This is a genomic window from Pseudomonas sp. BNK-7 (assembly GCF_048072025.1).
GTDB classification, from domain to species: Bacteria; Pseudomonadota; Gammaproteobacteria; order Pseudomonadales; family Pseudomonadaceae; genus Aquipseudomonas; species Aquipseudomonas danubii.
On sequence record NZ_CP182252.1, the window covers coordinates 3107232 to 3129558 of the forward strand.

At 63.0% G+C, this 22327-nt stretch carries 18 protein-coding genes; 9 read left to right on the top strand and 9 right to left on the bottom strand.

The annotated features are described in order from the left end of the window. Window positions 1–6: 6 nt before the first annotated feature. Entirely contained in the window at window positions 7–753 is a 747-nt protein-coding gene (locus ACMGF8_RS14555; protein ID WP_102863867.1) for a 3-oxoacyl-ACP reductase family protein, read from the bottom strand. 126 nt (window positions 754–879) lie between these two features. Here ACMGF8_RS14555 and ACMGF8_RS14560 point away from each other — a divergent pair, with 126 nt between their 5' ends. Continuing rightward, on the top strand, window positions 880–1803 hold the full coding sequence (locus tag ACMGF8_RS14560; RefSeq protein WP_207167303.1) for a LysR family transcriptional regulator: 924 nt from the start codon (window positions 880–882) through the stop codon (window positions 1801–1803). 36 nt (window positions 1804–1839) lie between these two features. Here the strand turns inward: ACMGF8_RS14560 and ACMGF8_RS14565 are convergent, their stop codons facing one another. From ACMGF8_RS14565 to ACMGF8_RS14575, 3 genes are all read right to left on the bottom strand, one after another. Continuing rightward, window positions 1840–2568 carry an aspartate/glutamate racemase family protein gene (locus tag ACMGF8_RS14565; protein ID WP_102863865.1) on the bottom strand — a complete coding sequence of 243 codons (729 nt, stop codon included), beginning with the start codon at window positions 2566–2568 and terminating at the stop codon, window positions 1840–1842. Window positions 2569–2623: 55 nt separating this feature from the next. After that, the gene (locus ACMGF8_RS14570; RefSeq protein WP_416760020.1) at window positions 2624–4171 is read right to left on the bottom strand and encodes an NCS1 family nucleobase:cation symporter-1; all 1548 of its coding nucleotides are present in this window, start codon (window positions 4169–4171) and stop codon (window positions 2624–2626) included. A 526-nt stretch (window positions 4172–4697) separates the two neighbouring features. Beyond that, entirely contained in the window at window positions 4698–5432 is a 735-nt protein-coding gene (locus ACMGF8_RS14575) for a phosphoadenylyl-sulfate reductase (protein WP_102863863.1), read from the bottom strand. A 175-nt stretch (window positions 5433–5607) separates the two neighbouring features. On the opposite strand from ACMGF8_RS14575, the gene thrH reads away from it, so the two are divergent. Next, a complete protein-coding gene (gene thrH, locus ACMGF8_RS14580) occupies window positions 5608–6225 on the top strand; it encodes a bifunctional phosphoserine phosphatase/homoserine phosphotransferase ThrH (RefSeq protein WP_102863862.1) in 618 nt (205 codons plus the stop codon). Window positions 6226–6339: 114 nt separating this feature from the next. On the opposite strand, the gene pabB is transcribed toward thrH, so the two are convergent. The 4 genes from pabB to ACMGF8_RS14600 all read right to left on the bottom strand — a co-directional run bounded on the left by pabB (window position 6340) and on the right by ACMGF8_RS14600 (window position 10907). Beyond that, entirely contained in the window at window positions 6340–7683 is a 1344-nt protein-coding gene (gene pabB / locus ACMGF8_RS14585; protein WP_102864105.1) for an aminodeoxychorismate synthase component I, read from the bottom strand. Window positions 7684–7846: 163 nt separating this feature from the next. Then, window positions 7847–8833, bottom strand: a complete 987-nt coding sequence (locus tag ACMGF8_RS14590; protein WP_102863861.1) for an alpha-L-glutamate ligase-like protein — start codon at window positions 8831–8833, stop codon at window positions 7847–7849. Then, complete coding sequence (locus tag ACMGF8_RS14595; RefSeq protein ID WP_102863860.1) at window positions 8833–10365, bottom strand: inactive transglutaminase family protein; 1533 nt, start codon at window positions 10363–10365, stop codon at window positions 8833–8835. Before ACMGF8_RS14595 ends, ACMGF8_RS14590 begins: the two co-directional genes overlap by 1 nt. Before the next feature lie 5 nt (window positions 10366–10370). Further along, a complete protein-coding gene (locus tag ACMGF8_RS14600; RefSeq protein ID WP_102863859.1) occupies window positions 10371–10907 on the bottom strand; it encodes an ATP-dependent zinc protease in 537 nt (178 codons plus the stop codon). A 267-nt stretch (window positions 10908–11174) separates the two neighbouring features. On the opposite strand from ACMGF8_RS14600, the gene ACMGF8_RS14605 reads away from it, so the two are divergent. The 6 genes from ACMGF8_RS14605 to prpD all read left to right on the top strand — a co-directional run bounded on the left by ACMGF8_RS14605 (window position 11175) and on the right by prpD (window position 19682). After that, complete coding sequence (locus ACMGF8_RS14605) at window positions 11175–11897, top strand: GntR family transcriptional regulator (RefSeq protein WP_102863858.1); 723 nt, start codon at window positions 11175–11177, stop codon at window positions 11895–11897. After that, window positions 11894–12787, top strand: coding sequence for a methylisocitrate lyase (gene prpB / locus ACMGF8_RS14610; RefSeq protein WP_102863857.1), 894 nt, complete (start codon window positions 11894–11896; stop codon window positions 12785–12787). Before ACMGF8_RS14605 ends, prpB begins: the two co-directional genes overlap by 4 nt. Before the next feature lie 69 nt (window positions 12788–12856). Continuing rightward, on the top strand, window positions 12857–13984 hold the full coding sequence (gene prpC, locus ACMGF8_RS14615; protein ID WP_115581930.1) for a bifunctional 2-methylcitrate synthase/citrate synthase: 1128 nt from the start codon (window positions 12857–12859) through the stop codon (window positions 13982–13984). Between the two features lie 202 nt (window positions 13985–14186). Beyond that, on the top strand, window positions 14187–16781 hold the full coding sequence (acnD, locus tag ACMGF8_RS14620; RefSeq protein ID WP_102863855.1) for a Fe/S-dependent 2-methylisocitrate dehydratase AcnD: 2595 nt from the start codon (window positions 14187–14189) through the stop codon (window positions 16779–16781). Window positions 16782–16842: 61 nt separating this feature from the next. Then, window positions 16843–18033, top strand: coding sequence for a 2-methylaconitate cis-trans isomerase PrpF (gene prpF / locus ACMGF8_RS14625; RefSeq protein ID WP_102863854.1), 1191 nt, complete (start codon window positions 16843–16845; stop codon window positions 18031–18033). A 164-nt stretch (window positions 18034–18197) separates the two neighbouring features. Continuing rightward, complete coding sequence (gene prpD, locus ACMGF8_RS14630; RefSeq protein ID WP_207167306.1) at window positions 18198–19682, top strand: 2-methylcitrate dehydratase; 1485 nt, start codon at window positions 18198–18200, stop codon at window positions 19680–19682. 124 nt (window positions 19683–19806) lie between these two features. Here the strand turns inward: prpD and ACMGF8_RS14635 are convergent, their stop codons facing one another. Further along, complete coding sequence (locus ACMGF8_RS14635; RefSeq protein ID WP_416760026.1) at window positions 19807–20760, bottom strand: DMT family transporter; 954 nt, start codon at window positions 20758–20760, stop codon at window positions 19807–19809. Window positions 20761–20853: 93 nt separating this feature from the next. Here ACMGF8_RS14635 and ACMGF8_RS14640 point away from each other — a divergent pair, with 93 nt between their 5' ends. Next, entirely contained in the window at window positions 20854–22278 is a 1425-nt protein-coding gene (locus ACMGF8_RS14640; RefSeq protein WP_115582487.1) for a PLP-dependent aminotransferase family protein, read from the top strand. The last annotated feature ends 49 nt before the right edge of the window (window positions 22279–22327 follow it).

Sequence of the window (22327 nt, forward strand, 5' to 3'; positions counted from 1 at the left end):
GACGGATCAGGCGCTGAAACCGCCGTCGATGCTCAAGCTGGCGCCAGTGATGTAGGCCGCTTCGGGCCCGGCGAGATAGGCCACGAAGCCAGCGATTTCTTCGGCGCGGCCATAGCGACGCACGGCCATGAGATCCAGCAGGCTTTCGGCAAAGGCGCCGTCGGCCGGGTTCATGTCGGTGTCCACCGGGCCGGGCTGGACGTTGTTGATAGTGATGCCCCGTGGTCCCAGGTCCCGCGCCAGGCCTTTGGTCAGGCCTACCAGCGCGGCCTTGCTCATGGCGTAGGGACCGCCACCGGCGAAGGGCATGCGCTCGGCATTGGTGCTGCCGATATTGATGATGCGTCCGCCTTCGCCCATGTGCCGCGCAGCCTCCTGGGTGGCGATGAACACGCTGCGGATGTTGATGGCCAGGGTCTGGTCAAAGTCTTCCAGCTTGAACTCGTCCAGCGGGGCCATTGCCAGGACCCCGGCATTGTTGACCAGGATGTCGAGTCCGCCGAAGGCCTGGGCGGTACGTTGCACGGCCTCCCGAATGGCGTCGGCGTCGGCGCTGTCGGCCTGAATGGCCAGGGCCTTGCCGCCCTTGGCGATGATGCTGTCCTGCAGGGTCTGGGCCTTGCTCGCGGAGCTGACATAGGTGAAGGCGACGCTGGCGCCTTCGGCGGCCAGGCGCTCGACGATGGCGGCGCCGATACCGCGGGAACCGCCTTGGATCAAGGCCACTTTTCCGCTGAGGTTGTGCTTGCTCATGTGTTTCTCCAGAGATTCAAGGTCGGGTTGCCTTGTGCTTGGCGTCGAGTATCGACTGCTGATTGGCCGCTGTGTAGCGGGTAATTCCTATACTCTGTGTAAACCAAAAGTATGGAATGGTCGGTGATGGAAGCTTTCGGCAGTATCGAATGTTTTGTCCGCAGCGCTGAAGTCGGCAGCTTTGCCGAGGCGGCGCGACGCCTGGGATTGACCCCGGCCGCGGTGGGGAAGAGCGTAGCCAAGCTGGAGGCGCGGGTGGGTGTGCGTCTATTCCAGCGCAGTACCCGGCGTTTGACCCTGACCGAGGCCGGACGCTTGTTCCTGGCAGAAGTCAGCGACAGCCTGCAGACCATCCAGAATGCCGTGAGCAGCCTGTCCACCGTCCAGGGGCGCCCGGCAGGCACGCTCAAGGTCAGCATGGGAACGGTATTTGGCTGTTTTTACATCGTGCCGATGCTCGCCAGCTTCCTGCAGTGTTACCCGGACATCCAGCCGGACTGGCATTTCGACAATCGCCAGGTGGACCTGATCGGCCAGGGCTTCGATGCCGCCATCGGTGGCGGTTTCGAGTTGCCACAAGGGGTGGTCGCCCGGCGCCTGGCACCGGCCCATCGGGTGCTGGTGGCCAGCCCGGCCTATCTCGCGGGGCGAGCGCCGATCCGTGATCCGGAGGACCTGCAGCATTGCCGGGGGATCCTGATCCGTTCTCCGCAGACCGGCCGCATCCGTCCCTGGCAACTCAGCGGGCGCGGCGGTGGCGTGCGCCCTTTGGAGCTCAAGGCCAGCATGACCATGAGCGATTCCGAAGCCGCCTGCGTGGCGGCCGCCCAGGACCTGGGGTTGGCCCTGGTGAGCATGCCGTTTGCCGTCAACTACCTGCGTTCCGGCGCGCTGCAACGGGTCTTGCCGGATTGGTACGTCGATGATGGCTACACCTCGATCTACTACGCCGAGCACAAGATGCTCCCGGGCAAGACCCGGGCTTTTGTCGACTTCGTCATCGAGCAGTTCGCCGAACAGGGCCTGGCGCAAACCTTCAGCGCCCTGTAGGCGCCGTCTGGCTGGCAACCCCGGGCGCTGGCTAACTCAGCGCCCCAAACGCAGCGGCCAGCCAACCACCTTTTTCGGTCGCGGCGTCGCATAGGTCCGCACCTTCGAGGTGGACAGCCCCAGGCGTACCAGGGACTCGGCGATGGTCACCGCCGCCGTGACCCCATCCACCACCGGCACTCCGGTACGCTGGCGAATCTGTTCATCCAGCCCGGCCATGCCGCCACAGCCCAGGCAGATGACCTCGGCCTTGTCCTGGGTTACCGCCAGTTCGGCCTGGTGCACGATGGACTCCACCGCCCGCAGCGGGTCTTCCTCCAATTCCAGCACCGCGAGGCCGCTGGCTCGTACCGAAGCGCAGCGCTCATAGAGGCCGGACAGCTTGAGCCGGTCCTCGATCAGCGGCACGGTGCGATCCAGGGTGGTTACCACCGAGTAGGCATGGCCGAGGAACATCGCGGTGCTGGCGGCGGCGTCGGTGATGTCCACCACCGGCACATTCAGCAACTCCTGCAGGCCCTCGCGGCCGTGCTCGCCGTAACCGGCCTGGATCACTGCGTCATAGGGCTGGTCGTAGGCCAGCACCCGATCCATCACGGCGATGGCCGCCAGGTAGCTTTCGAAGTTGCCTTCCACCGATTCGGCGCCGAAGTAGGGGGTCAAACCGACGATTTCCGTTCCCGGCGCCGCCACGCTTTGCGCCTGGCGGGCGATGGCCTGGGTGATGGAGTCGGTGGTGTTGACGTTGACCACGAGAATGCGCATGGGGGTTCCTTACTGGTTGGGCAGTTCAAGGCCCGGCGTACCGGGCCGTTCAGGTTCAATGACTGACGTTGTCCACGGCGATGGATTCGCCGCTGACATCGGCGTACCCGGGTTGGCGCTTGGCGATGATCAGGTACAGCAGGCCGGCGATACCGGCACCGATCAGCCAGGAAAACGGCGAGACGCTGGCGAAGCCCGGCACCAGGGCCAGCACGATGGCAATCAGCGCCGCGGGCACGAAGGCCGCCACCGCCCGCAGATTGACCCCGCGGCTGTAGAAGTACGCGCCTTGCGGGTCTTCGCTGTACAGCTGCGGCACGTGGATCTGGGCTTTGCGCAGGATCCAGTAGTCCACCATGATCACCCCGTACAACGGGCCGAGCAGGGCGCCCAGGCCGGAGAGGAAGTACACGATCACCAGCGGGCTGTTGTACAGGTTCCACGGCAGGATCAGCACCGCCAGCGCCGCACTGATCAGCCCGGCGCGGCGGAAGGTCAGGTACTTGGGGGCCAGGTTGCTGAGGACGAAGGCCGGGGCGACGAAGTTGGCCATGATGTTCACCGCCACGGTGACGATCAGGAAGGCCAGGCAGCCCAGCACCAGAAACAGCGTATTGGGGATCGAGGCGATGATCTGGGTCGGGCTTTCGATGACCTGGCCGTTGATCTGGAACTGCGCGCCGCACAGCAGCACGGTGATGGTGGCAAACACCAGGATGTTCACCGGCAGGCCCCAGAAGTTGCCGACCTTGATGGTCTTGCGGCACGGCGAGGAGCGCGCGAAGTCGCAGAAATTGAGGATCAGCGTGCCGTAGATCGCCAGCCACAATGCGCCGCCGGCGAAGATCTGCCGCCACATTTCTCCGCCGGTCAAAGGTTCGCGGATCGACCAGGCAATCTGCCCGTCGGCCTGGGTGTACATCCACCCGGCGAGGCAGGCCACGGTCAGCAGAATGATCGGCCCGGCGAAGGCTTCGTAGCGGCGGATCATCTCCATGCCGTAGGCGAGGATCACCAGTTGCACCAGCCAGATCACCACGAAACAGGCCCAGCCCAGGGTCGAGAGGCCGAGGATCGAGTTGTGGTCGTAGTCGGCGAACCCCGGATGAATGGCCGTGAGCAACACGCGAAATACCACCGAGGCCAGGTAGGTCTGGATGCCGAACCAGGCGATGGCGATCACCGCGCGGATCAGTGCCGGTATCTGCGCGCCATGGATGCCGAAGCTGATGCGGCTGATCACCGGGAACGGCACCCCGGTCTTCTGTCCCATGTAGCCGGACAGGTTCATGAAGAAGTACACCAGCGCCGCGCCTATTCCCAGCGACAGGAGGATCTGCCAGCCACCCAGGCCCAGGGCGTAGAGGCCGATGGCAAAGGAGTAGTTGGCGATGTTGTGCACATCGTTGGTCCACAGGGCAAAGATGCTGTAGCCACCCCAGCGCCGGCCTTCGACCTTGGTTGGCGCCAGGTCGCGGTTGTGCAGGCGCGGGCTGAGGATGACGCTGTCCGGGTCGGTTGTGGCGATGGGCTGTTGCAGGCGGTGCGAGTGCGGCGAGGAGGGCAGATCCAGTGCGATGTTGTTGGAAGGGCTGGTGTGCATTCCGGCGGCTCCTGATTCCGGCCCCGGATGACTGTGCTTGAGCGCAAGGCTCGACAATCTTCGTCGCAGGGGCGGAATCACTGGGTTCTGGGCATCTGCAGCTTGAGTTGTGGATCAGGCGTGCGGACGGTTAGTGTATGTATGTTTTGCTATTTTTGTATACAAAACATAGGTCGACTAAAGCCACTTCTGTGCCAGTTTTGAAGCTATGAAATCGGCTGCTGATTTCGTTTTGTTATAGTCTGCTCCTAACTGTATGAAACAGATGGATTAAAAATTGACCGTTTGAACAGGTATTTATTTTTCGGCGGATGCGATTGGCTGTCGTATGAATGTTGACGGCAGAAAGGACTGTCACTTTTTGGGGCGGAGGGTGCTGAAAGTGCACACATAAATGGCACCCTTGGTGACATTTATGTGTACAGGTTTTGCGGGTGCGTCGGTTGGCGTTCCGTTTGCCGGCGAACGCGTCCTCAGGGTGAGGGGCTTTCGCCGGCAAGCCGGTTCCAGGGGAGAAGGGGGAGGTTCAGGCTTTGCTGATGAGGTTGCCGGCGTGCAGGCCGCATTCCTTCTGGGTGGCTTCTTCCCACCACCAGCGGCCTTCGCGCTCGTGCTGGTTGGGCAGTACCGGGCGGGTGCAGGGCTCGCAGCCGATGCTGATGAAGCCGCGCTCATGCAGGCTGTTGTACGGCAGTTCCAGCATGCGGATGTAGCCCCAGATCTCTTCGCTGCTCATCTGCGCCAGCGGGTTGAACTTGTACAGCGGGCGTTCGGGGGTGGAGAAGGCGCTGTCGATCTCCAGCACCGCCACCTGGCTGCGGGTGCCCGGGCTCTGGTCGCGGCGCTGGCCGGTGGCCCAGGCGCTGACGGTGGACAGTTTGCGCCGCAGCGGTTCGATCTTGCGGATGCCGCAGCATTCGCCGTGGCCGTCCTTGTAGAAGCTGAACAGGCCCTTTTCCTTGACGAAGGGTTCGAGCTTGCTGTGGTCCGGCGAGATCAGTTCGATGTCGATCTTGTAGTGTTCGCGCACCTGATCGATGAAGCGGTAGGTTTCCGGGTGCAGGCGCCCGGTGTCCAGGCTGAACACCTTGACGTTCTTGTTCAGCTTCCAGGCCATGTCCACCAGCACCACATCCTCGGCGCCGCTGAAGGAGATCCACAGGTCGTCACCGAACTGGGCAAAGGCCAGCTTGAGAATGTCCTGGGCGGATTTGTTGGCATAGGTCGCGGCGAGTTCAGCGACGTCGAACGATGGGGTCATCAGGGCGGTTTCCTACAGGTCGGTGGCGCTGTGCGCTCTATAGGGGGGCGATCTTAACAAAATCCACCCGGCCCTGGCGCGCTCCTCTGCGTTGCGCCTGCGCAGGCGAATCGCTAGAGTTCGGCAGTCCTTTTGCTCGCTCAACTTCAATAATCAGAACCAATGGGAGTGTCTTGTGGAAATTGCCTGTCTCGATCTGGAAGGTGTCTTGGTCCCGGAAATCTGGATCGCCTTTGCCGAAAAAACCGGGATTGAATCCCTCAAGGCAACCACCCGGGATATTCCCGACTACGACGTATTGATGAAGCAGCGCCTGCGGATTCTCGACGAGCACGGCCTGAAGCTGTCCGACATCCAGGAAGTGATCGCCACCCTCAAGCCCCTGGACGGCGCGGTGGAGTTCGTCAACTGGCTGCGCGAGCGTTTCCAGGTGGTGATCCTCTCCGACACCTTCTATGAGTTTTCCCAGCCCTTGATGCGCCAGCTGGGTTTCCCGACCTTGCTGTGTCACCGCCTGATCACCGATGACGCTGGTCGGGTGACCGGTTATCAGCTGCGCCAGAAGGACCCCAAGCGTCAATCGGTGCTGGCCTTCAAGAGCCTGTACTACCGGGTGATCGCGGCGGGGGATTCCTACAACGACACGACCATGCTCGGCGAGGCCGATGCCGGCATCCTGTTCCATGCCCCGGACAACGTGATCCGCGAGTTCCCGCAGTTCCCCGCGGTGCACAGTTTTGCCGAGCTGAAGCAGGAGTTCATCAAGGCTTCCAACCGCACCTTGAGCCTGTAAACCGCACCTGTAGCCGCTGCCGCAGGCTGCGACAAGCCCCGCAGGGGCTTCAAGGCCTCAAGAGCGGCGCCTGCTTCGCAGTCGATCGCAGCCTGCGGCAGCGGCTACAGGGGTTCAGAGCCCCTGCAGCGTTTCCAGCAGCACCCGCACCTTGGTGATGGATTCCTGGTACTCCGCCTGCCAGTCCGAATCCGCGACGATTCCGCCACCGCCCCAGCAACAGATCTGCCCGTCCTTGGCCAATAGGCTGCGGATGGCGATCGAGCTGTCCATTTCCCCGCGCACGTCCAGGTACAGCAGCGAGCCGCAGTACAGCGCCCGTCGCGTGGGCTCCAGTTCGTCGATGATCTGCATCGAGCGGATCTTCGGCGCGCCGGTGATCGAGCCACCGGGGAAGCTGCCGGCGATCAGGTCCAGGGCGTCCTTGTCGTGCGCCAGCTCGCCGGTCACGCTGCTCACCAGATGGTGCACGTTGGGGTAGCTTTCCAGGCTGAACAGCTCCGGCACGCGCACCGAGCCGGTGCGGCAAGTGCGCCCCAGGTCGTTGCGCAGCAGGTCGACGATCATCAGGTTTTCCGCGCGGTCCTTGGGGCTGGCCAGCAGCTCGGCGGCGTTGGCGGCGTCTTCTGCAGCGTCCCGACCCCGGGGACGAGTGCCCTTGATCGGCCGGGTTTCCACCCGGCCCTGGCTGACGTGGACGAAGCGCTCCGGCGACAGGCTGAGCACCGCGCCACCGTCCGGCAGGCGCTGAAAACCGGAGAAGGGCGTCGGACAGGCCGCGCGCAACGCGCAGTAGGCGACCCAGGGATCGCCCTGGTACTGGCCGCGAAAGCGCTGGGCGAAGTTCACCTGATAGCAGTCGCCGGCCTGGATGTAGTGCTGGATGCGCTGGAAGGCCTGGCGGTAATCCTCGGCGCTCAGATCAGGCTGCATGGCGCTGGTCAGCTTGAATGCCGACTGCGACGCGGGCAGTGGCTGGTTGAACAGCTGGATCAGGCGCTGGCGTTCGGCGGCGTCCAGGCTGGGGTGGAACAGCAGTTGGCTGGTACCCGTCTGGTGGTCATTGATCAGCGCCCAGCCATACAGGCCAAAGCGCGCGTCCGGCAGGTGCAGGTCATCCCGGGCCTGGCTCGGCAGGCGCTCCAGATGCCGACCGAAGTCGTAGCTGAGGTAGCCGATCAGGCCGCCGGCGAAGGGCAGTTCATAGGGCGCTGGGACCTCGGCCGGGCCCAGCTGCTGCAGGTTGTGCCGCAGACGCTGGAGGAAGTCGCCGCCACGTTCGTCGTCGGCCACCGTCAGCTCGGCCAGTGGCCAGGCACTGAGCAGGTCATAGCGACCGCGCTCGGCACTGGGCCGGCCGCTGTCCAGCAGCACGGCACCGGGGGCGTGTTCGATTGCCGCGAAATACTCGGCGGGGTTGGCGCGATAAGGAAGCGGGTGTACGGAACAGGTCAACATGCGGGGCAAATCAGCCATCGGAGCGCGGTTGGCGATTGTATGCCTGTGCAGGAATTGCTCCTAGAGGGTATGTCGGCGATTGCCTGATTCAGGGCGCATTCACCGACCTGTAGCCGCTGCCGCAGGCTGCGAAAATTGCCTTCGCACCCCGCGGCAGCCGTTATCAGCCTTCCACCGGCGGAATGTGGCCGAACAGCTCCTGGGCGAAGCGCACTCGCTCTTCGACGGTTTCCTTGATGCCCCGGGCCTTGAGTTGCTCAAGGTGGGCTTCAATCGCGTGGGTACGCTGGGTCAGGCCGCAGTCGTTGGCGATCTGGATATTCAGCCCTGGCCGGGCGTTGAGCTCGAGAATCAGCGGGCCCTTGTCCTGGTCCAGCACCATGTCCACGCCGATGTAACCCAGGCCACAGAGCTCGTAGCAGCCGGCTGCCAGCTTCATGAAACCGTCCCAGTAGGGCAGTTGCACGCCGTCCACGGCGTTGGTGGTGTCCGGGTGCTTGGTGATGATGTTGTTCAGCCAGGTGCCGCGCAGAGTCAGGCCGGTGGCCAGATCGACACCGACGCCAATGGCGCCCTGGTGCAGGTTGGCCTTGCCCCCGGACTGGCGGGTTGGCAGGCGCAGCATGGCCATCACCGGGTAGCCCATGAGCACGATGATGCGGATGTCCGGCACGCCTTCGTAGCTGATGCTCTTGAAGATCTGGTCGGGGGTCACCCGGTATTCGATCAGTGCCCGGTCGCGGTGGCCGCCCAGGGAATACAGGCCGGTGAGGATGCTGGAGATCTGATGCTCAATCTCCTCATGGCTGATGATCTTCCCGGACACCGTGCGATAGCGGCCTTCGAAGCGGTCGGCGATCACCAGGATGCCGTCACCACCGGCGCCTTGCGCCGGCTTGATCACGAAGTCGTTGCGCCCACCGATGATCTCGTCGAGCTTGTCGATTTCCTTCTCGGTGGAGATTACCCCGTACAGTTCCGGCACATGGATGCCGGCCTTGATCGCCCGCTCCTTGGTGATGATCTTGTCATCGACGATGGGGTACAGGCTGCGCTTGTTGTACTTGAGCACGTAGTCGGCATTACGCCGGTTGATGCCCATGATTCCCCGCGCTTCCAGGGCTTTCCAGGTCTTCCACAGGCCGAACATCAGGAGTCAGCCTTGACGAAGGCTTTGAAACGCACGAGCTCCGTCAGGCGGTAGCCGCGGTAGCGACCCATCGCCAGCATGAAGCCCACCAGGATCAGCAGCATTGCCGGGAAGGTGAAGACGAAGTACGTCAGCTCCGGCACGCTCATGATCAGGTGCGCCAGGGACGCGGCAAACAGGGTGCCAATGGCGACTTTCATCGCGTGGCCGCCGCCGCGCTCTTCCCAGGTGATGGACAGGCGTTCGATGGTCATGGTCAGGATCACCATCGGGAACAGCGCCACCGACAGGCCGCGCTCCAGGCCCAGCTTGTGGCTGAACAGGCTGATGGCGGCGATCAGCACCACGACGAAGGTCAGCACCACCGACAGCCGCGGCAGCATCTGCAACTTCAAGTGTTCCAGGTACGAGCGCAAGGACAGGCCCAGGGCGGTAATCACCGTGAACAGTACGATACCGAAGCCCAACTGGGTCTCGCGGAATGCCAGGGCGATCAGCACCGGGGTGAAGGTGCCCAGGGTCTGCAGGCCGATCAGGTTGCGCAACACCAGGATCACCAGCACGCCGATGGGGATCATCACCATGATCATGAAGGTCTGCTGGGTCTGCAGCGGCAGGCCGTACAGCGAGTATTCGAGGAAGTTGGCGTCGGTGTTCTCGTCGGTCAGCTTGGCCAGGCGAATGGCGTTCATTTCGCTGTTGTTGAGGCTGAAGGTGACGTTGGCCTTCTTGCCGCCATCGACGGTGATCAGGTTGTCATCGCCGGTCCACCACAGCAGGCGGTCGCTGGGCATGCCCTGTTCGCCGGTTTCCGGGTTGAAGTACAGCCAGTCGGTGCCGTTGAAGCTGCGCAGCCAGAGTTCCGGGGTCTGCGGCTGATCGGCCACCAGGCGGATGGTGTGGACCTTCTCCATCGGCACGTGGGCGATGGACAGCAGCAGCTCGACGATCCTGGCCTTGTTGGCGCTGGAGGGGTCGCCGGCCAGCAGCAGCTTGGCGTTGTCGTCATTGGCGTTGTTGACGCGCTTGATGGCTTCGCTGATGAAGGTCTCGACGTCCGCCGAGTGCTGGCGGATTGGCGCCAGCAGGGCTTCGGCGGCGATCTTTTCCGCGCCTTCCACGGCCATGCTGTCGCGGAAGGTCGGGCCCTTGACCTTGGACTTCTCGGCGCTGTAGCGCTTGGTCAGCACCAGGCGGTAGTACAGGGTCTGGTTGCCCTTGGCCCGGCGTGCCGACCAGGTGACCTTGCGGTTGCCGTCGACGCGGTTGACCGCCACCCCGTAGTTGTTGGAAATGAAGCTCTCGTTGAGGCTCACGTAGTCGCGGCTCAGGGGCGGCACGAACATCTGGATCTTGATCGGGTCCTTGCCGTTGGCGACGAACTCGACCTTGGCGTCGATGTTCCACAGATCGTCGGTGGCGTCTTCGGTCACCGGAATGCCGAGCACGAAGATCTGATAGGCCGTGATCGAAATGCCCAGCACCACCAGGATGGCGATCAGGACTTTCAGATGAAGGGTAAGAGAGCGCATTGGAATTACTCTGCGGTATGAGCGTCGGTGGCGCAGGCGGGTTTGCCAGCAGCGTATTTAAGACTGGGGTCGACCAGCGCATCGAAGCGTTTCAGCGCTTCGGAGCCAATCAGCAGCGGGTATTGGAAAGTGCTGCGGTCGGTCAGGTTCACTTCGATGCTGCGCAAGGCACTGCCCATGCAGACATCCAGAGCGATCACCGGGCGCGCGGTGTAGTTCTTGTCCTCATCGGGATCATAGTCGCCGGCGCGGCGCTTGATCTTGCTGACCCGGGCCAGGGGCCGTTCGATGGGGTGGGAATGGGCGGTGTCGATGGCCAGGTAGAAACGCACCCAGGACTCGCCATTGCGCTTGAAGCGCTTGATGTCGCGGGCACTTAAGGACGCAGTCTTGGCGCCGGTGTCGAGCTTGGCAGCAACTTCCAGGTCGATACCTGATAGATGCGCGTACTCGTTCAAACCGTAGACCGTCTTGCCGGCGGCGGCACTGAGACCGGGCAGGGCAGGCAGACAGAGGAGTAGGGGAAGGGCCTTGAGTCTCATAGATCCTGATGGGCTTGGGTTCTTCAGTTCAAGGCGACCGGCATTGCTGCGCAAGCTCCCTCGTATGCGTGTCATAAAAAGATGACAGGCCAATGCGGGCAGCATTCTAGCATGCTGGTTTTATGGCGCCAGCGTCGGGGGCGGGCCTTTTGTCTCGTTTGGGTGCAAAGGGTTATTAGACGATTGTCGACAATCTCAATTTTTCCTTTGACTGTTTTGGGGGTATTGGCTAGTTTTTGCCTCATTGATTTTAAAGGTGTCGACAATATGTTGGATCAACTGGAACATCCGCTGCCGACACAGGACGATTCTGAGACCCTGTCCGAAAACGTCTTCCGGCGCATCCAGGCCGCCATCGTCAAGGGCGAGATCGCCCCGGGCAGCAAGATCTCCGAGCCTGAGCTGGCCCGAACCTACGGCATCAGTCGCGGCCCGCTGCGCGAAGCCATCCACCGCCTGGAAGGCCAGCGCCTGTTGGTGCGTGTGCCTCATGTCGGGGCCCGGGTGGTATCCCTGAGCCACGCCGAGCTGATCGAACTCTACGAAATCCGCGAATCCCTGGAGGGCATGGCCTGTCGCCTGGCGGCGGAGCGCATGACCAGCGAGGAAATCGACGAATTGCGCCGGGTGCTCGATACCCATGAGCGCGATGCGGCGTTCCAGGCCGGGGTCGGCTACTACCAGCAGGAAGGGGATTTCGACTTCCACTACCGGATCATCCAGGGCGCGGGCAACCGCACCCTCACGCAAATGCTCTGTGGCGAGCTGTATCAGTTGGTGCGCATGTATCGCATCCAGTTCTCCGCGACCCCCAACCGCCCGCACCAGGCCTTTGCCGAACACCACCGGATTCTCGACGCCATTGCCGATCGCGACGGCGAACTGGCCGAGCTACTGATGCGCCGCCACATCGGCGCCTCGAAACGCAACATCGCGCGTCACTACCAGGACAGCGCCCATCAGACAGCCACTCCACGAGGTGAGTCATGAGTTCCAACAAGAGCACTCCAGGCCAGCGTTTCCGCGATGCGGTCGCCAGCGAACAGCCATTGCAAGTGGTGGGCACGATCAACGCCAACCACGCCCTGCTGGCCAAGCGCGCCGGCTTCAAGGCGATCTACCTGTCTGGCGGCGGGGTCGCCGCCGGTTCCCTCGGCGTGCCTGACCTGGGCATCACCGGCCTCGACGACGTCCTCACCGACGTGCGCCGCATCACCGACGTCTGCGACCTGCCGCTGCTGGTGGACGTGGACACCGGCTTCGGCTCCTCGGCCTTCAACGTGGCCCGCACTGTCAAGTCGATGATCAAGTTCGGCGCGGCGGCGATCCACATCGAGGACCAGGTCGGCGCCAAGCGCTGCGGTCACCGTCCTAATAAAGAGATCGTGTCCCAGCAGGAAATGGTCGACCGCATCAAGGCCGCGGTGGATGCTCGCACCGACGACAGTTTCGTGATCATGGCGCGTACCGATGCTTTGGCGGTGGAAGGCCTGGAGTCGGCCCTGGAGCGCGCCGCGGCGTGCATCGAGGCCGGTGCCGACATGGTGTTCCCGGAAGCCATCACCGAGCTTGAGATGTACAAGATCTTCGCCGACCGGGTGAAGGCGCCGATCCTGGCCAACATCACCGAATTCGGCGCGACCCCGCTGTACACCACCGAACAACTGAAATCCGTGGATGTTTCCCTGGTGCTGTACCCGCTGTCGGCGTTCCGCGCCATGAACAAGGCGGCGGAAAACGTCTACACCGCGATCCGTCGCGACGGCACCCAGCAGAACGTGATCGACACCATGCAGACCCGCATGGAGCTCTACGAGCGCATCGACTACCACAGCTTCGAGCAGAAGCTCGACGCGCTGTTCGCGCAGAAGAAAGGTTGATTCGCGAACCACGAACAAACCGTTGATGAAGTTGCCAAGTCCCTAACAAATTCAAGATTGGAGAGAGCAATGGCCGAAGCAAAAGTATTGAGTGGCGCAGGTCTGCGCGGCCAGGTGGCCGGGCAAACCGCGCTGTCCACCGTGGGCCAGGCCGGTGCCGGGTTGACCTATCGCGGCTATGACGTGCGCGAACTGGCGGCCGATGCGCAGTTCGAGGAAGTGGCCTACCTGCTGTTGTACGGCGATCTGCCGACCCAGGAACAGTTGGCCGCCTACAGCGCCAAGCTGAGCAAGCTGCGGGACCTGCCTCAGGCGCTCAAGGAAGTGCTGGAGCGGATTCCGGCCCAGGCCCATCCGATGGACGTGATGCGCACCGGTTGCTCGTTCCTCGGCAACATCGAGCCGGAGAAGGACTTCTCCCAACAGCATGACGTCACCGACCGCCTGCTGGCGGCCTTCCCGGCGATCATGTGCTACTGGTACCGCTTCAGCCACGAAGGCGTGCGCATCAGCTGTGTCAGCGACGAGCAGACCATCGGTGGCCACTTCCTGCACTTGCTGCACGGCAAGAAGCCCAGCGACTTGCACGTCAAGGTGATGAACGTCTCGCTGATCCTTTACGCCGAGCACGAATTCAACGCTTCCACCTTCACCGCCCGGGTCTGTGCCTCGACCCTGTCGGACCTGTACTCGTGCATTACTGCAGCCATCGGTTCGCTGCGCGGCCCGCTGCACGGTGGTGCCAACGAGGCAGCCATGGAGCTGATCGAGCGCTTCCAGAGCCCCGAGGAGGCGACTGCCGAGTTGCTGCGGATGCTGGAGCGCAAGGACAAGATCATGGGCTTTGGTCACGCGATCTACAAAGACAACGACCCGCGCAACGAGGTGATCAAGGGCTGGTCGAAGAAGCTCGCCGACGAAGTGGGCGACAAGGTGCTGTTCCCGGTATCCGAAGCCATCGACAAGACCATGTGGGAGCAGAAGAAACTCTTCCCCAACGCCGACTTCTACCACGCCTCGGCGTACCACTTCATGGGTATTCCCACCAAGTTGTTCACGCCGATCTTCGTGTGTTCGCGCCTGACCGGCTGGGCTGCTCATGTGTTCGAACAGCGTGGCAACAACCGCATCATCCGTCCAAGCGCCGAGTACATCGGCGTTGAACAGCGCAAGTTCGTGCCAATCGAACGCCGCTGACCGGGAGGGCGCCGGCACTGTGGCTTGAATGAACCACAAACCTGTAGGAGCGACCTTGCTCGCGATAGCGATGGATCAGCCGACAGCAATGTCGGATCTGATTCAGTCATCGCGAGCAAGCTCGCTCCGACAAGGGATAGATGTCCATTCAACACGGTGCCAGGCGCTCCCTTTGAAACTACCGTGATCGAGTCCCCTGACCATGAACACTGAATTTCGCAAGACGCTGCCCGGCAGCCAGCTGGACTACTTCGACGCCCGTGCGGCGGTCGATGCGCTTCAGCCAGGCGCTTACGACAGCCTGCCCTATACCTCCCGCGTGCTGGCGGAGAACCTGGTGCGTCGCTGTGATCCGGCGACCCTCAAGGCGTCCCTGGGCCAGTTGATCGAACGTCGTGACGACCTGGACTTTCCCTGGTTCCCAGCCCGCGTGGTGTGCCATGACATCCTTGGCCAGACTGCGTTGGTGGACCTGGCCGGCCTGCGCGACGCCATCGCCGACCAGGGCGGTGATCCAGCGCTGGTCAACCCGGTGGTGCCGACCCAGTTGATCGTCGACCACTCCCTGGCCGTGGAGTGCGGCGGCTTCGATCCGGACGCTTTCGACAAGAACCGCGCCATCGAAGACCGGCGCAACGAAGACCGTTTCCACTTCATCAACTGGACCAAGAAAGCCTTCAAGAACGTCGACGTGATCCCGCCGGGCAACGGCATCATGCACCAGATCAACCTGGAGAAAATGTCCCCGGTGATCCAGGTGCGCGACGGCGTGGCCTTCCCGGATACCTGCGTCGGCACCGACAGCCACACCCCGCACGTGGACGCCCTGGGCGTGATCGCCATCGGCGTCGGCGGCCTGGAAGCCGAGAACGTCATGCTCGGTCGCGCTTCGTGGATGCGCTTGCCGGAAATCATCGGTGTCGAGCTCACCGGCAAGCTGCAACCGGGGATCACCGCCACCGACATGGTGCTGGCGCTGACCGAGTTCCTGCGCAAGCAGAAAGTGGTCGGGGCCTGGCTGGAGTTCTTCGGCGCAGGCGCCGCGGCCCTGACCCTGGGCGACCGCGCCACCATCTCCAACATGGCCCCGGAATACGGTGCCACTGCGGCGATGTTCTACATCGACCAGCAGACCATCGATTACCTCAAGCTCACCGGTCGTGAAGACGAACAAGTGCGTCTGGTGGAGAGCTACGCCAAGCACACCGGCCTGTGGGCCGACAGCCTGAAGAGCGCGCGTTACGAGCGCGGCCTGCAGTTCGACCTGTCGTCGGTGGTGCGCAACATGGCCGGGCCGAGCAACCCCCACGCCCGGGTCGCCACCCGCGACCTGGCGGCCAAGGGCATTGCCGGGCAGTGGTCCGAAGTGCCGGGGCAGATGCCCGACGGCGCAGTGATCATCGCCGCCATCACCAGTTGCACCAACACCAGCAACCCGCGCAACGTGATTGCTGCCGGCCTGCTGGCGCGCAACGCCAACAAGCTGGGGTTGACCCGCAAGCCGTGGGTCAAGTCGTCCCTGGCTCCAGGTTCGAAAACCGTGGCCATGTACCTGGAAGAAGCCGGCCTGGGCCATGAACTGGAACAGCTGGGCTTTGGCGTGGTGGCTTTTGCCTGCACCACTTGCAACGGCATGTCCGGCGCCCTGGACCCGGTGATCCAGAAAGAGATCATCGATCGCGACCTGTACGCCACCGCTGTGCTCTCGGGCAACCGCAACTTCGACGGGCGTATCCACCCCTATGCCAAGCAGGCGTTCCTGGCTTCGCCGCCGCTGGTGGTGGCCTACGCGATTGCCGGCACCATCCGCTTCGATATCGAGAAGGACGTGCTGGGCCTGGACGCCAACGGCCGGGAAATCCGCCTCAAGGACATCTGGCCGAGCGACGAAGAAATCGACGCCGTGGTCAAGGCAGCGGTGAAGCCGGAGCAGTTCCGCAAGGTCTACATTCCGATGTTCGCCATCCACGAAGACACCGGTCCGAAAGTCGAGCCGCTGTACGACTGGCGCCCGCAGAGCACCTACATTCGCCGTCCGCCGTATTGGGAAGGGGCCCTGGCCGGCGAGCGCAGCCTCAAGGGCATGCGCCCGCTGGCAGTGCTGCCGGACAACATCACCACCGACCACCTGTCGCCGTCCAACGCCATCATGCTCGACAGTGCGGCGGGTGAGTACCTGGCGAAAATGGGCCTGCCGGAGGAGGACTTCAACTCCTACGCGACCCACCGTGGCGACCACCTGACCGCTCAGCGCGCGACCTTTGCCAACCCGAAACTGTTCAACGAAATGGTCGAGGAAAACGGCAAGGTCAAGCAGGGTTCCCTGGCGCGCATCGAGCCGGAAGGCAAAGTGACGCGGATGTGGGAAGCCATCGAAACCTACATGCAGCGCAAGCAGCCGCTGATCATCATTGCCGGCGCCGACTATGGCCAGGGCTCGTCCCGCGACTGGGCGGCCAAGGGCGTGCGCCTGGCGGGCGTGGAAGCCATCGTCGCCGAAGGCTTCGAGCGCATCCACCGCACCAACCTGGTGGGCATGGGCGTGCTGCCCCTGGAGTTCCTCGCGGGCACCGACCGCAAGACCCTGGGCATCGACGGCACTGAAACCTACGACGTGATCGGCGAACGCACGCCACGGGCGCAGTTGACCCTGGTGATCAACCGCCGCAACGGCGAGCGGTTGGAGGTGCCGGTTACCTGCCGCCTCGACACCGCCGAAGAAGTGTCGATCTACGAGGCGGGTGGGGTGCTGCAACGCTTCGCCCAGGACTTCCTGGAATCGGCCGTAGCCAGCTAAGCAACGTACCGGGGGCGGGTCGCAAGGCACCGCCCCCGGTCATTATCGGGACCTGAAATTCATGGCATTTGTAGCGCAGATCAAGATTCCCGCCACCTACATGCGTGGCGGCACCAGCAAGGGTGTGTTCTTCAACCTGCAGGACCTGCCCGAGGCCGCGCAGTTGCCGGGCGCGGCCCGCGATGCCCTGCTGCTGCGGGTGATCGGCAGCCCCGATCCCTATGACAAGCAGATCGACGGCATGGGCGGTGCCACCTCCAGCACCAGCAAGACGGTGATCCTGTCCAAGAGCATCAAGGCCGATCACGACGTCGATTACCTGTTCGGTCAGGTGGCCATCGACAAGGCCTTCGTCGACTGGAGCGGCAACTGCGGCAACCTCTCGGCGGCGGTCGGTTCGTTCGCCATCAGCAGTGGCCTGGTGGACCCGGCGCGCATTCCGCAGAACGGCGTGGCGGTGGTGCGCATCTGGCAAGCGAATATCGGCAAGAGCATCATCGCCCACGTGCCGATCACCAACGGCGAGGTTCAGGAAACCGGTGATTTCGAGCTGGATGGGGTGACCTTTCCGGCGGCCGAAGTGCAGCTGGAATTCCTCGATCCGGCGGCCGAGGAAGAGGGCGCCGGTGGTTCGATGTTCCCCACCGGCAACCTGGTGGACGACTTGGAAGTCCCCGGTGTCGGCACCTTCAAGGCGACTCTGATCAATGCCGGGATTCCGACGATCTTTGTCAACGCGGCGGACATCGGTTATCGCGGCACCGAACTGCAGGGCGACATCAATGGCGACCCCAAGGCCCTGGCGATGTTCGAGACCATCCGCGCCCACGGTGCCCTGCGCATGGGCCTGATTCAGCACCTTGACCAAGCCGCCCAGCGTCAGCACACGCCGAAAGTGGCCTTTGTGGCGCCGCCGGCGGATTACCAGGCTTCCAGCGGCAAGGCGATCAAGGCCGGGGACGTCGACCTGCTGGTGCGGGCCATGTCCATGGGCAAGCTGCATCACGCGATGATGGGCACCGCCGCGGTGGCCATCGGCACCGCGGCGGCAATTCCCGGGACCCTGGTCAATCTGGCGGCCGGTGGCGGTGCGCGCAGCGCGGTGCGTTTTGGTCACCCTTCGGGCACCTTGCGTGTCGGCGCCGAAGCCACTCAAAGCGGCGCTGACTGGACCGTGGTCAAGGCCATCATGAGCCGCAGCGCCCGAGTGCTGATGGAAGGCTGGGTGCGAGTGCCTGGCGACAGTTTCTAAGCAGAGCCACGCTGGCGTGGTGGTGGGGCTTGCTCCCTCGCCACCACCGCCAGTCGTGATGTTGTTATTGAATCGCTGAGCAGGCGCAGACCTGCCATGCCGTTATTGACCTGTACCTGAGGAATTACCGCCACTCACAACCTTGCAACAGGAGTGAAGCACTCATGAGCGCCAACGTTGACCTGAACAACCGTCCCGATTACGACCCGGTTTTGCAGGACATTGCCGACTATGTCCTGGACTACGTCATCGACTCCCGGGAAGCCCTCGATACCGCCCGCAATTGCCTGATGGATACCTTGGGCTGCGGCTTGCTGGCCCTGCGTTTCCCTGAATGCACCAAGCACCTGGGACCGATTGTCGAAGGCACGGTGGTGCCCTTCGGTGCCCGGGTTCCCGGCACCAGCTATCGTCTGGACCCGGTCAAGGCGGCCTGGGACATCGGCTGCATCGTGCGTTGGCTGGATTACAACGACACCTGGCTCGCGGCCGAATGGGGGCATCCTTCGGACAACCTCGGCGGCATTCTCGCGGTGGCCGACCATCTCTCGCAAAAGCGTGTGGCCAATGGTGAAGCGCCGTTGACCATGGGCGATGTGTTGCGAGCGATGGTCATGGCCCATGAGATCCAGGGGGTGATGGCCCTGGAAAACTCCTTCAACCGGGTCGGTCTCGATCATGTGCTGTTGGTAAAGGTGGCCTCCACAGCGGTCTGCGCCAAGTTGATGGGCGCCAACCGCGAGCAGTTGCTGGCGGCGCTGTCCCATGCCTTTGTCGACGGCCAGGCGCTGCGGACCTATCGTCATGCCCCCAATGCCGGTTCGCGCAAATCCTGGGCGGCGGGCGATGCTTCAAGCCGTGGGGTGCGCCTGGCGGACATCGCCCTGCGTGGCGAGATGGGGATTCCCGGCGTCCTGACGGCGCCGCAATGGGGCTTCTATGACGTGCTGTTCAGTCACACCAACAAGGACCTGGCGTTGAAGCCCGAGGCGCAGCGCTGTTTCAGCCTGCCGCAGAAGTACGCCAGTTACGTGATGGAAAACGTACTGTTCAAGATCAGCTTCCCAGCGGAGTTCCACGCGCAGACTGCCTGTGAAGCGGCGGTGACTCTGCATCCCCTGGTGCGCAATCGCTTGCCCGAGATCGACCGGATCGTCATCACCACCCATGAATCGGCGATCCGCATCATTTCCAAGGTCGGCCCCTTGGCCAATGCCGCCGATCGTGATCATTGCCTGCAATACATGACCGCCGTGCCCCTGGCGTTCGGCACCTTGGTGGCCGAGCACTACGAAGATGATTTCCACGCTGCGCATCCGATCATCGATCAGTTGCGGGGCAAGATGGAGATCGTCGAAGACCCGCGTTACACCCGGGAATACCTGGAGGCCGACAAGCGCTCCATCGCCAATGCCGTGCAGGTGTTCTTCAAGGACGGCTCCAGTACCGAGCAGGTGGCGGTGGAATATCCCATCGGTCACCGTCGTCGCCGCGCCGAAGGCATTCCATTGCTGGAGGACAAGTTCAAGGCCAACCTGGCCACGCGCTTCACCGCCCAGCGTTCGACGCAGATTTTCCAACTGTGCAAGGACCCGGCACGCCTGGAGGCAACACCGGTGCATAGGTTCGTCGATCTGCTGGTGATCTGAGGCAACCTTCTCCCTTTGTAGGGACGAGCTTGCTCGCGATGAATGTCAGTGATGACACCGGTTCGCCGGGCGGACCCGGCGTTCCGATGGGGTTGGTGAGCAAACTCGCCGCTACTGAGTTCCTTTAGTCTTGGGCAGGTGTTCTGGACAGCCATTTATCCAATGGCAATTTGGTGATGGCAAAGCCGCCGAGCAGGGTGGCGGAGTACAGCAGCAAGTCCCGGGACAGGCTCTGTCCTTCGTACCAGGCGCCGATGATCATCGCGAACACCGGGAAAATGATGAACACGAAGGACAGGATCACCGGGTTCAGTCGCTTGAGCAGGAAGAAGTAGACAATGAACCCGCCCACCGAAGCGGCCAGCCCCAGATACAGCAAGGCGCCCCAGGAACGCGGGCTGATGGCGGCAAAGTCCGGTTGCTCAATCCCCAGCCCCGCCAGGCACAGCAGTAAACCGGCGATGCCGATTGGCAAGGTGTTGTAGGTGATGACACTGATGGCGCTGCCGTGTTTCTTGGTGACCACGTAGCACAGTGCATGCAGCAGCGCCGCGCCGAGAATCGCCAGTACCCCCGACAGTTCGTTGTGATCGCTGAGCAGGCCCTGGCCGCGGATGATCTGGAACAGGCTGGCGAAGCCGACAGCGATGCCCAGCAGTTGTGCCAGATGAATCTTCTCGCGCAACAGCAAGGCGGAAAAAATCAGGATGAACACCGGCATGCAGCTGAACAGCAGCGCGGTCAGGCCCGAGGAGACGTGGACCTCGCCGTAGTTGAGCAAGGTGTAGGGCAGGCTGAAGTAGCACAGGGTGACGAACAGCAAGAAACCGCGGCTACCTTTGGGAAACATCAGTGGTTCGCGGCGCAGCCAGGCAAAGCAGGCGAACAGCGGGAAGGCGATCAGAAAGCGCAGCCCGGCGGCGGTCAGCGGCGGCACGCTCTCCACGGCAATCTTGATGCCCAGCCAGGTGGTGCCCCAGCTCAGGCAGACAATCAGGAACAGGGTGCAGGTCACCAGCGTGGCGAGCCACTGGCGCGATGACACAGGCGTGTTAGGCGCTGCCGTGAGGGTGTTCACACTGACATTCCTTTCGTGATTGGCAATTGACCCCTATATTTGGCGAGTCATTTCCGGTGATTGAACCTGTAAAGCACGTTATTGGGGTAAATGATGGCTGTCAAAGTAAGTATTGACATGGTGTCAATGTTGCGTTCCGCGTTGCAGGAGGGCTCGGGGCCCAAGTACAAGCGGCTGGCAGAGGCCCTGGACCAGGGCATCGAGCAAGGCCTGCTGGCGCCCGGTAGCAAACTGTCTCCCCACCGGCTGCTGGCCGATCAACTGGGCGTGACCATCGGCACCATCAGCCGTGCCTATGCCGAACTGGAGCGCCTGGGGCAGGTGGTGGCGCGGGTCGGTGATGGTACGTACGTGCGTCAGGACGGTTTGCAGCGTCAGCGCGACACCGGCTTTCGTCATGTGGGTGCGGAGTCGCCCGAGCTGTTCGACATGAGCCGCAACACCCATATCCCCGGGCCGGAGAGCCGTTTCATCGCCCAGAGTCTGCGGGCTTTGGCTGACGATCCTCAGGGGTTGCTGGAGGTGGCTCGCTACAGTCCGGAAGCCGGGCTGGCGCGCTATCGCGAGGCCGGCGCCCGCTGGCTGAGCCAAGAGGGATTGCAGGTTGATCCCCAGCAGGTCATTTGCGTCAACGGGGCTCAGCACGGCTTGCATGTCGCCTTGCTGGCGCTGCTCAAGGCCGGGGATACCCTGGCTACCGAACACCTGACCTATCCGGGTCTGATCAGCACTGCACGGATGCTGGGGATCAAGCTGCTGGGGCTGTCCATGGATGAGCAGGGGCTGTTGCCCGAGGCGCTGGAGGAGGCGTGCCGGCATCACCGGCTGGCGGCCCTGTATTGCACGCCGACCTTGCAGAATCCCAGCACGGCGGTGCAGTCCCCGACGCGGCGGGAGGCCATTGCCGAGGTCTGTCGGCGACACAATCTGTTGATTCTTGAAGACGAAACCCATGCCGTGCTGATGGATCGGCGCCCGGCGCCGTTGGCGCATTTTGCCCCGGAGCGCACGGTGTTGATCAGCAGCCTGAGCAAGGCTGTGGCGGCTGGGTTGCGGGTCGGTTTCCTGTGCGGGCCGCCGCCACTGGTGGGACGATTGGCCGCAGCGCTGCGGGCAACCTGCTGGATGGCCACGCCGTTGGTCCTGGAGCTGGCTGCCGGGTGGATCGACGACGGTATTGCCGAACGCCTGCGTCAGCAGCAAATGGCCGAGATCACTCGCCGCAAGGGGCTGGTGGCGGGTTTGCTGCAAGGGTTGGAGTGGCGCAGTCCGCAGGCATGCCCGCATTTCTGGATTCAGGTTCCCGAGCCCTGGCGGGCCTCGGAGATCGAAGCGCATCTGAAGCAGCAGCACTATCTGGTGGCCACGGCCGAGGCCTTTGCCGTAGGCCAGGCAGGGGTGCCGCAGTTCATTCGTGCCAGTGTCTGCAATACCACGGCCGATGATCGGAAACTGACTGAGGGCTTTGCTGCGCTGGCTGCGGCGTTAAGCCAGGAGCCTGGATTGCCGGGGTGGTGAGACGCTGAAGGCGGTGTGGATGTGGCAAGGGTGCGTCCTTGCCACATCG

Excerpts from the sequence above, each read along its gene's own strand:
- ACMGF8_RS14555 (WP_102863867.1), bottom strand. The coding sequence starts at position 753 with ATGAGCAAGCACAACCTCAGCGGAAAAGTGGCCTTGATCCAAGGCGGT.
- ACMGF8_RS14560 (WP_207167303.1), top strand. The coding sequence starts at position 880 with ATGGAAGCTTTCGGCAGTATCGAATGTTTTGTCCGCAGCGCTGAAGTC.
- ACMGF8_RS14565 (WP_102863865.1), bottom strand. The coding sequence starts at position 2,568 with ATGCGCATTCTCGTGGTCAACGTCAACACCACCGACTCCATCACCCAG.
- ACMGF8_RS14570 (WP_416760020.1), bottom strand. The coding sequence starts at position 4,171 with ATGCACACCAGCCCTTCCAACAACATCGCACTGGATCTGCCCTCCTCG.
- ACMGF8_RS14575 (WP_102863863.1), bottom strand. The coding sequence starts at position 5,432 with ATGACCCCATCGTTCGACGTCGCTGAACTCGCCGCGACCTATGCCAAC.
- pabB (WP_102864105.1), bottom strand. The coding sequence starts at position 7,683 with ATGTTGACCTGTTCCGTACACCCGCTTCCTTATCGCGCCAACCCCGCC.
- ACMGF8_RS14590 (WP_102863861.1), bottom strand. The coding sequence starts at position 8,833 with ATGTTCGGCCTGTGGAAGACCTGGAAAGCCCTGGAAGCGCGGGGAATC.
- ACMGF8_RS14595 (WP_102863860.1), bottom strand. The coding sequence starts at position 10,365 with ATGCGCTCTCTTACCCTTCATCTGAAAGTCCTGATCGCCATCCTGGTG.
- ACMGF8_RS14600 (WP_102863859.1), bottom strand. The coding sequence starts at position 10,907 with ATGAGACTCAAGGCCCTTCCCCTACTCCTCTGTCTGCCTGCCCTGCCC.
- ACMGF8_RS14605 (WP_102863858.1), top strand. The coding sequence starts at position 11,175 with ATGTTGGATCAACTGGAACATCCGCTGCCGACACAGGACGATTCTGAG.
- prpB (WP_102863857.1), top strand. The coding sequence starts at position 11,894 with ATGAGTTCCAACAAGAGCACTCCAGGCCAGCGTTTCCGCGATGCGGTC.
- prpC (WP_115581930.1), top strand. The coding sequence starts at position 12,857 with ATGGCCGAAGCAAAAGTATTGAGTGGCGCAGGTCTGCGCGGCCAGGTG.
- acnD (WP_102863855.1), top strand. The coding sequence starts at position 14,187 with ATGAACACTGAATTTCGCAAGACGCTGCCCGGCAGCCAGCTGGACTAC.
- prpF (WP_102863854.1), top strand. The coding sequence starts at position 16,843 with ATGGCATTTGTAGCGCAGATCAAGATTCCCGCCACCTACATGCGTGGC.
- prpD (WP_207167306.1), top strand. The coding sequence starts at position 18,198 with ATGAGCGCCAACGTTGACCTGAACAACCGTCCCGATTACGACCCGGTT.
- ACMGF8_RS14640 (WP_115582487.1), top strand. The coding sequence starts at position 20,854 with ATGGCTGTCAAAGTAAGTATTGACATGGTGTCAATGTTGCGTTCCGCG.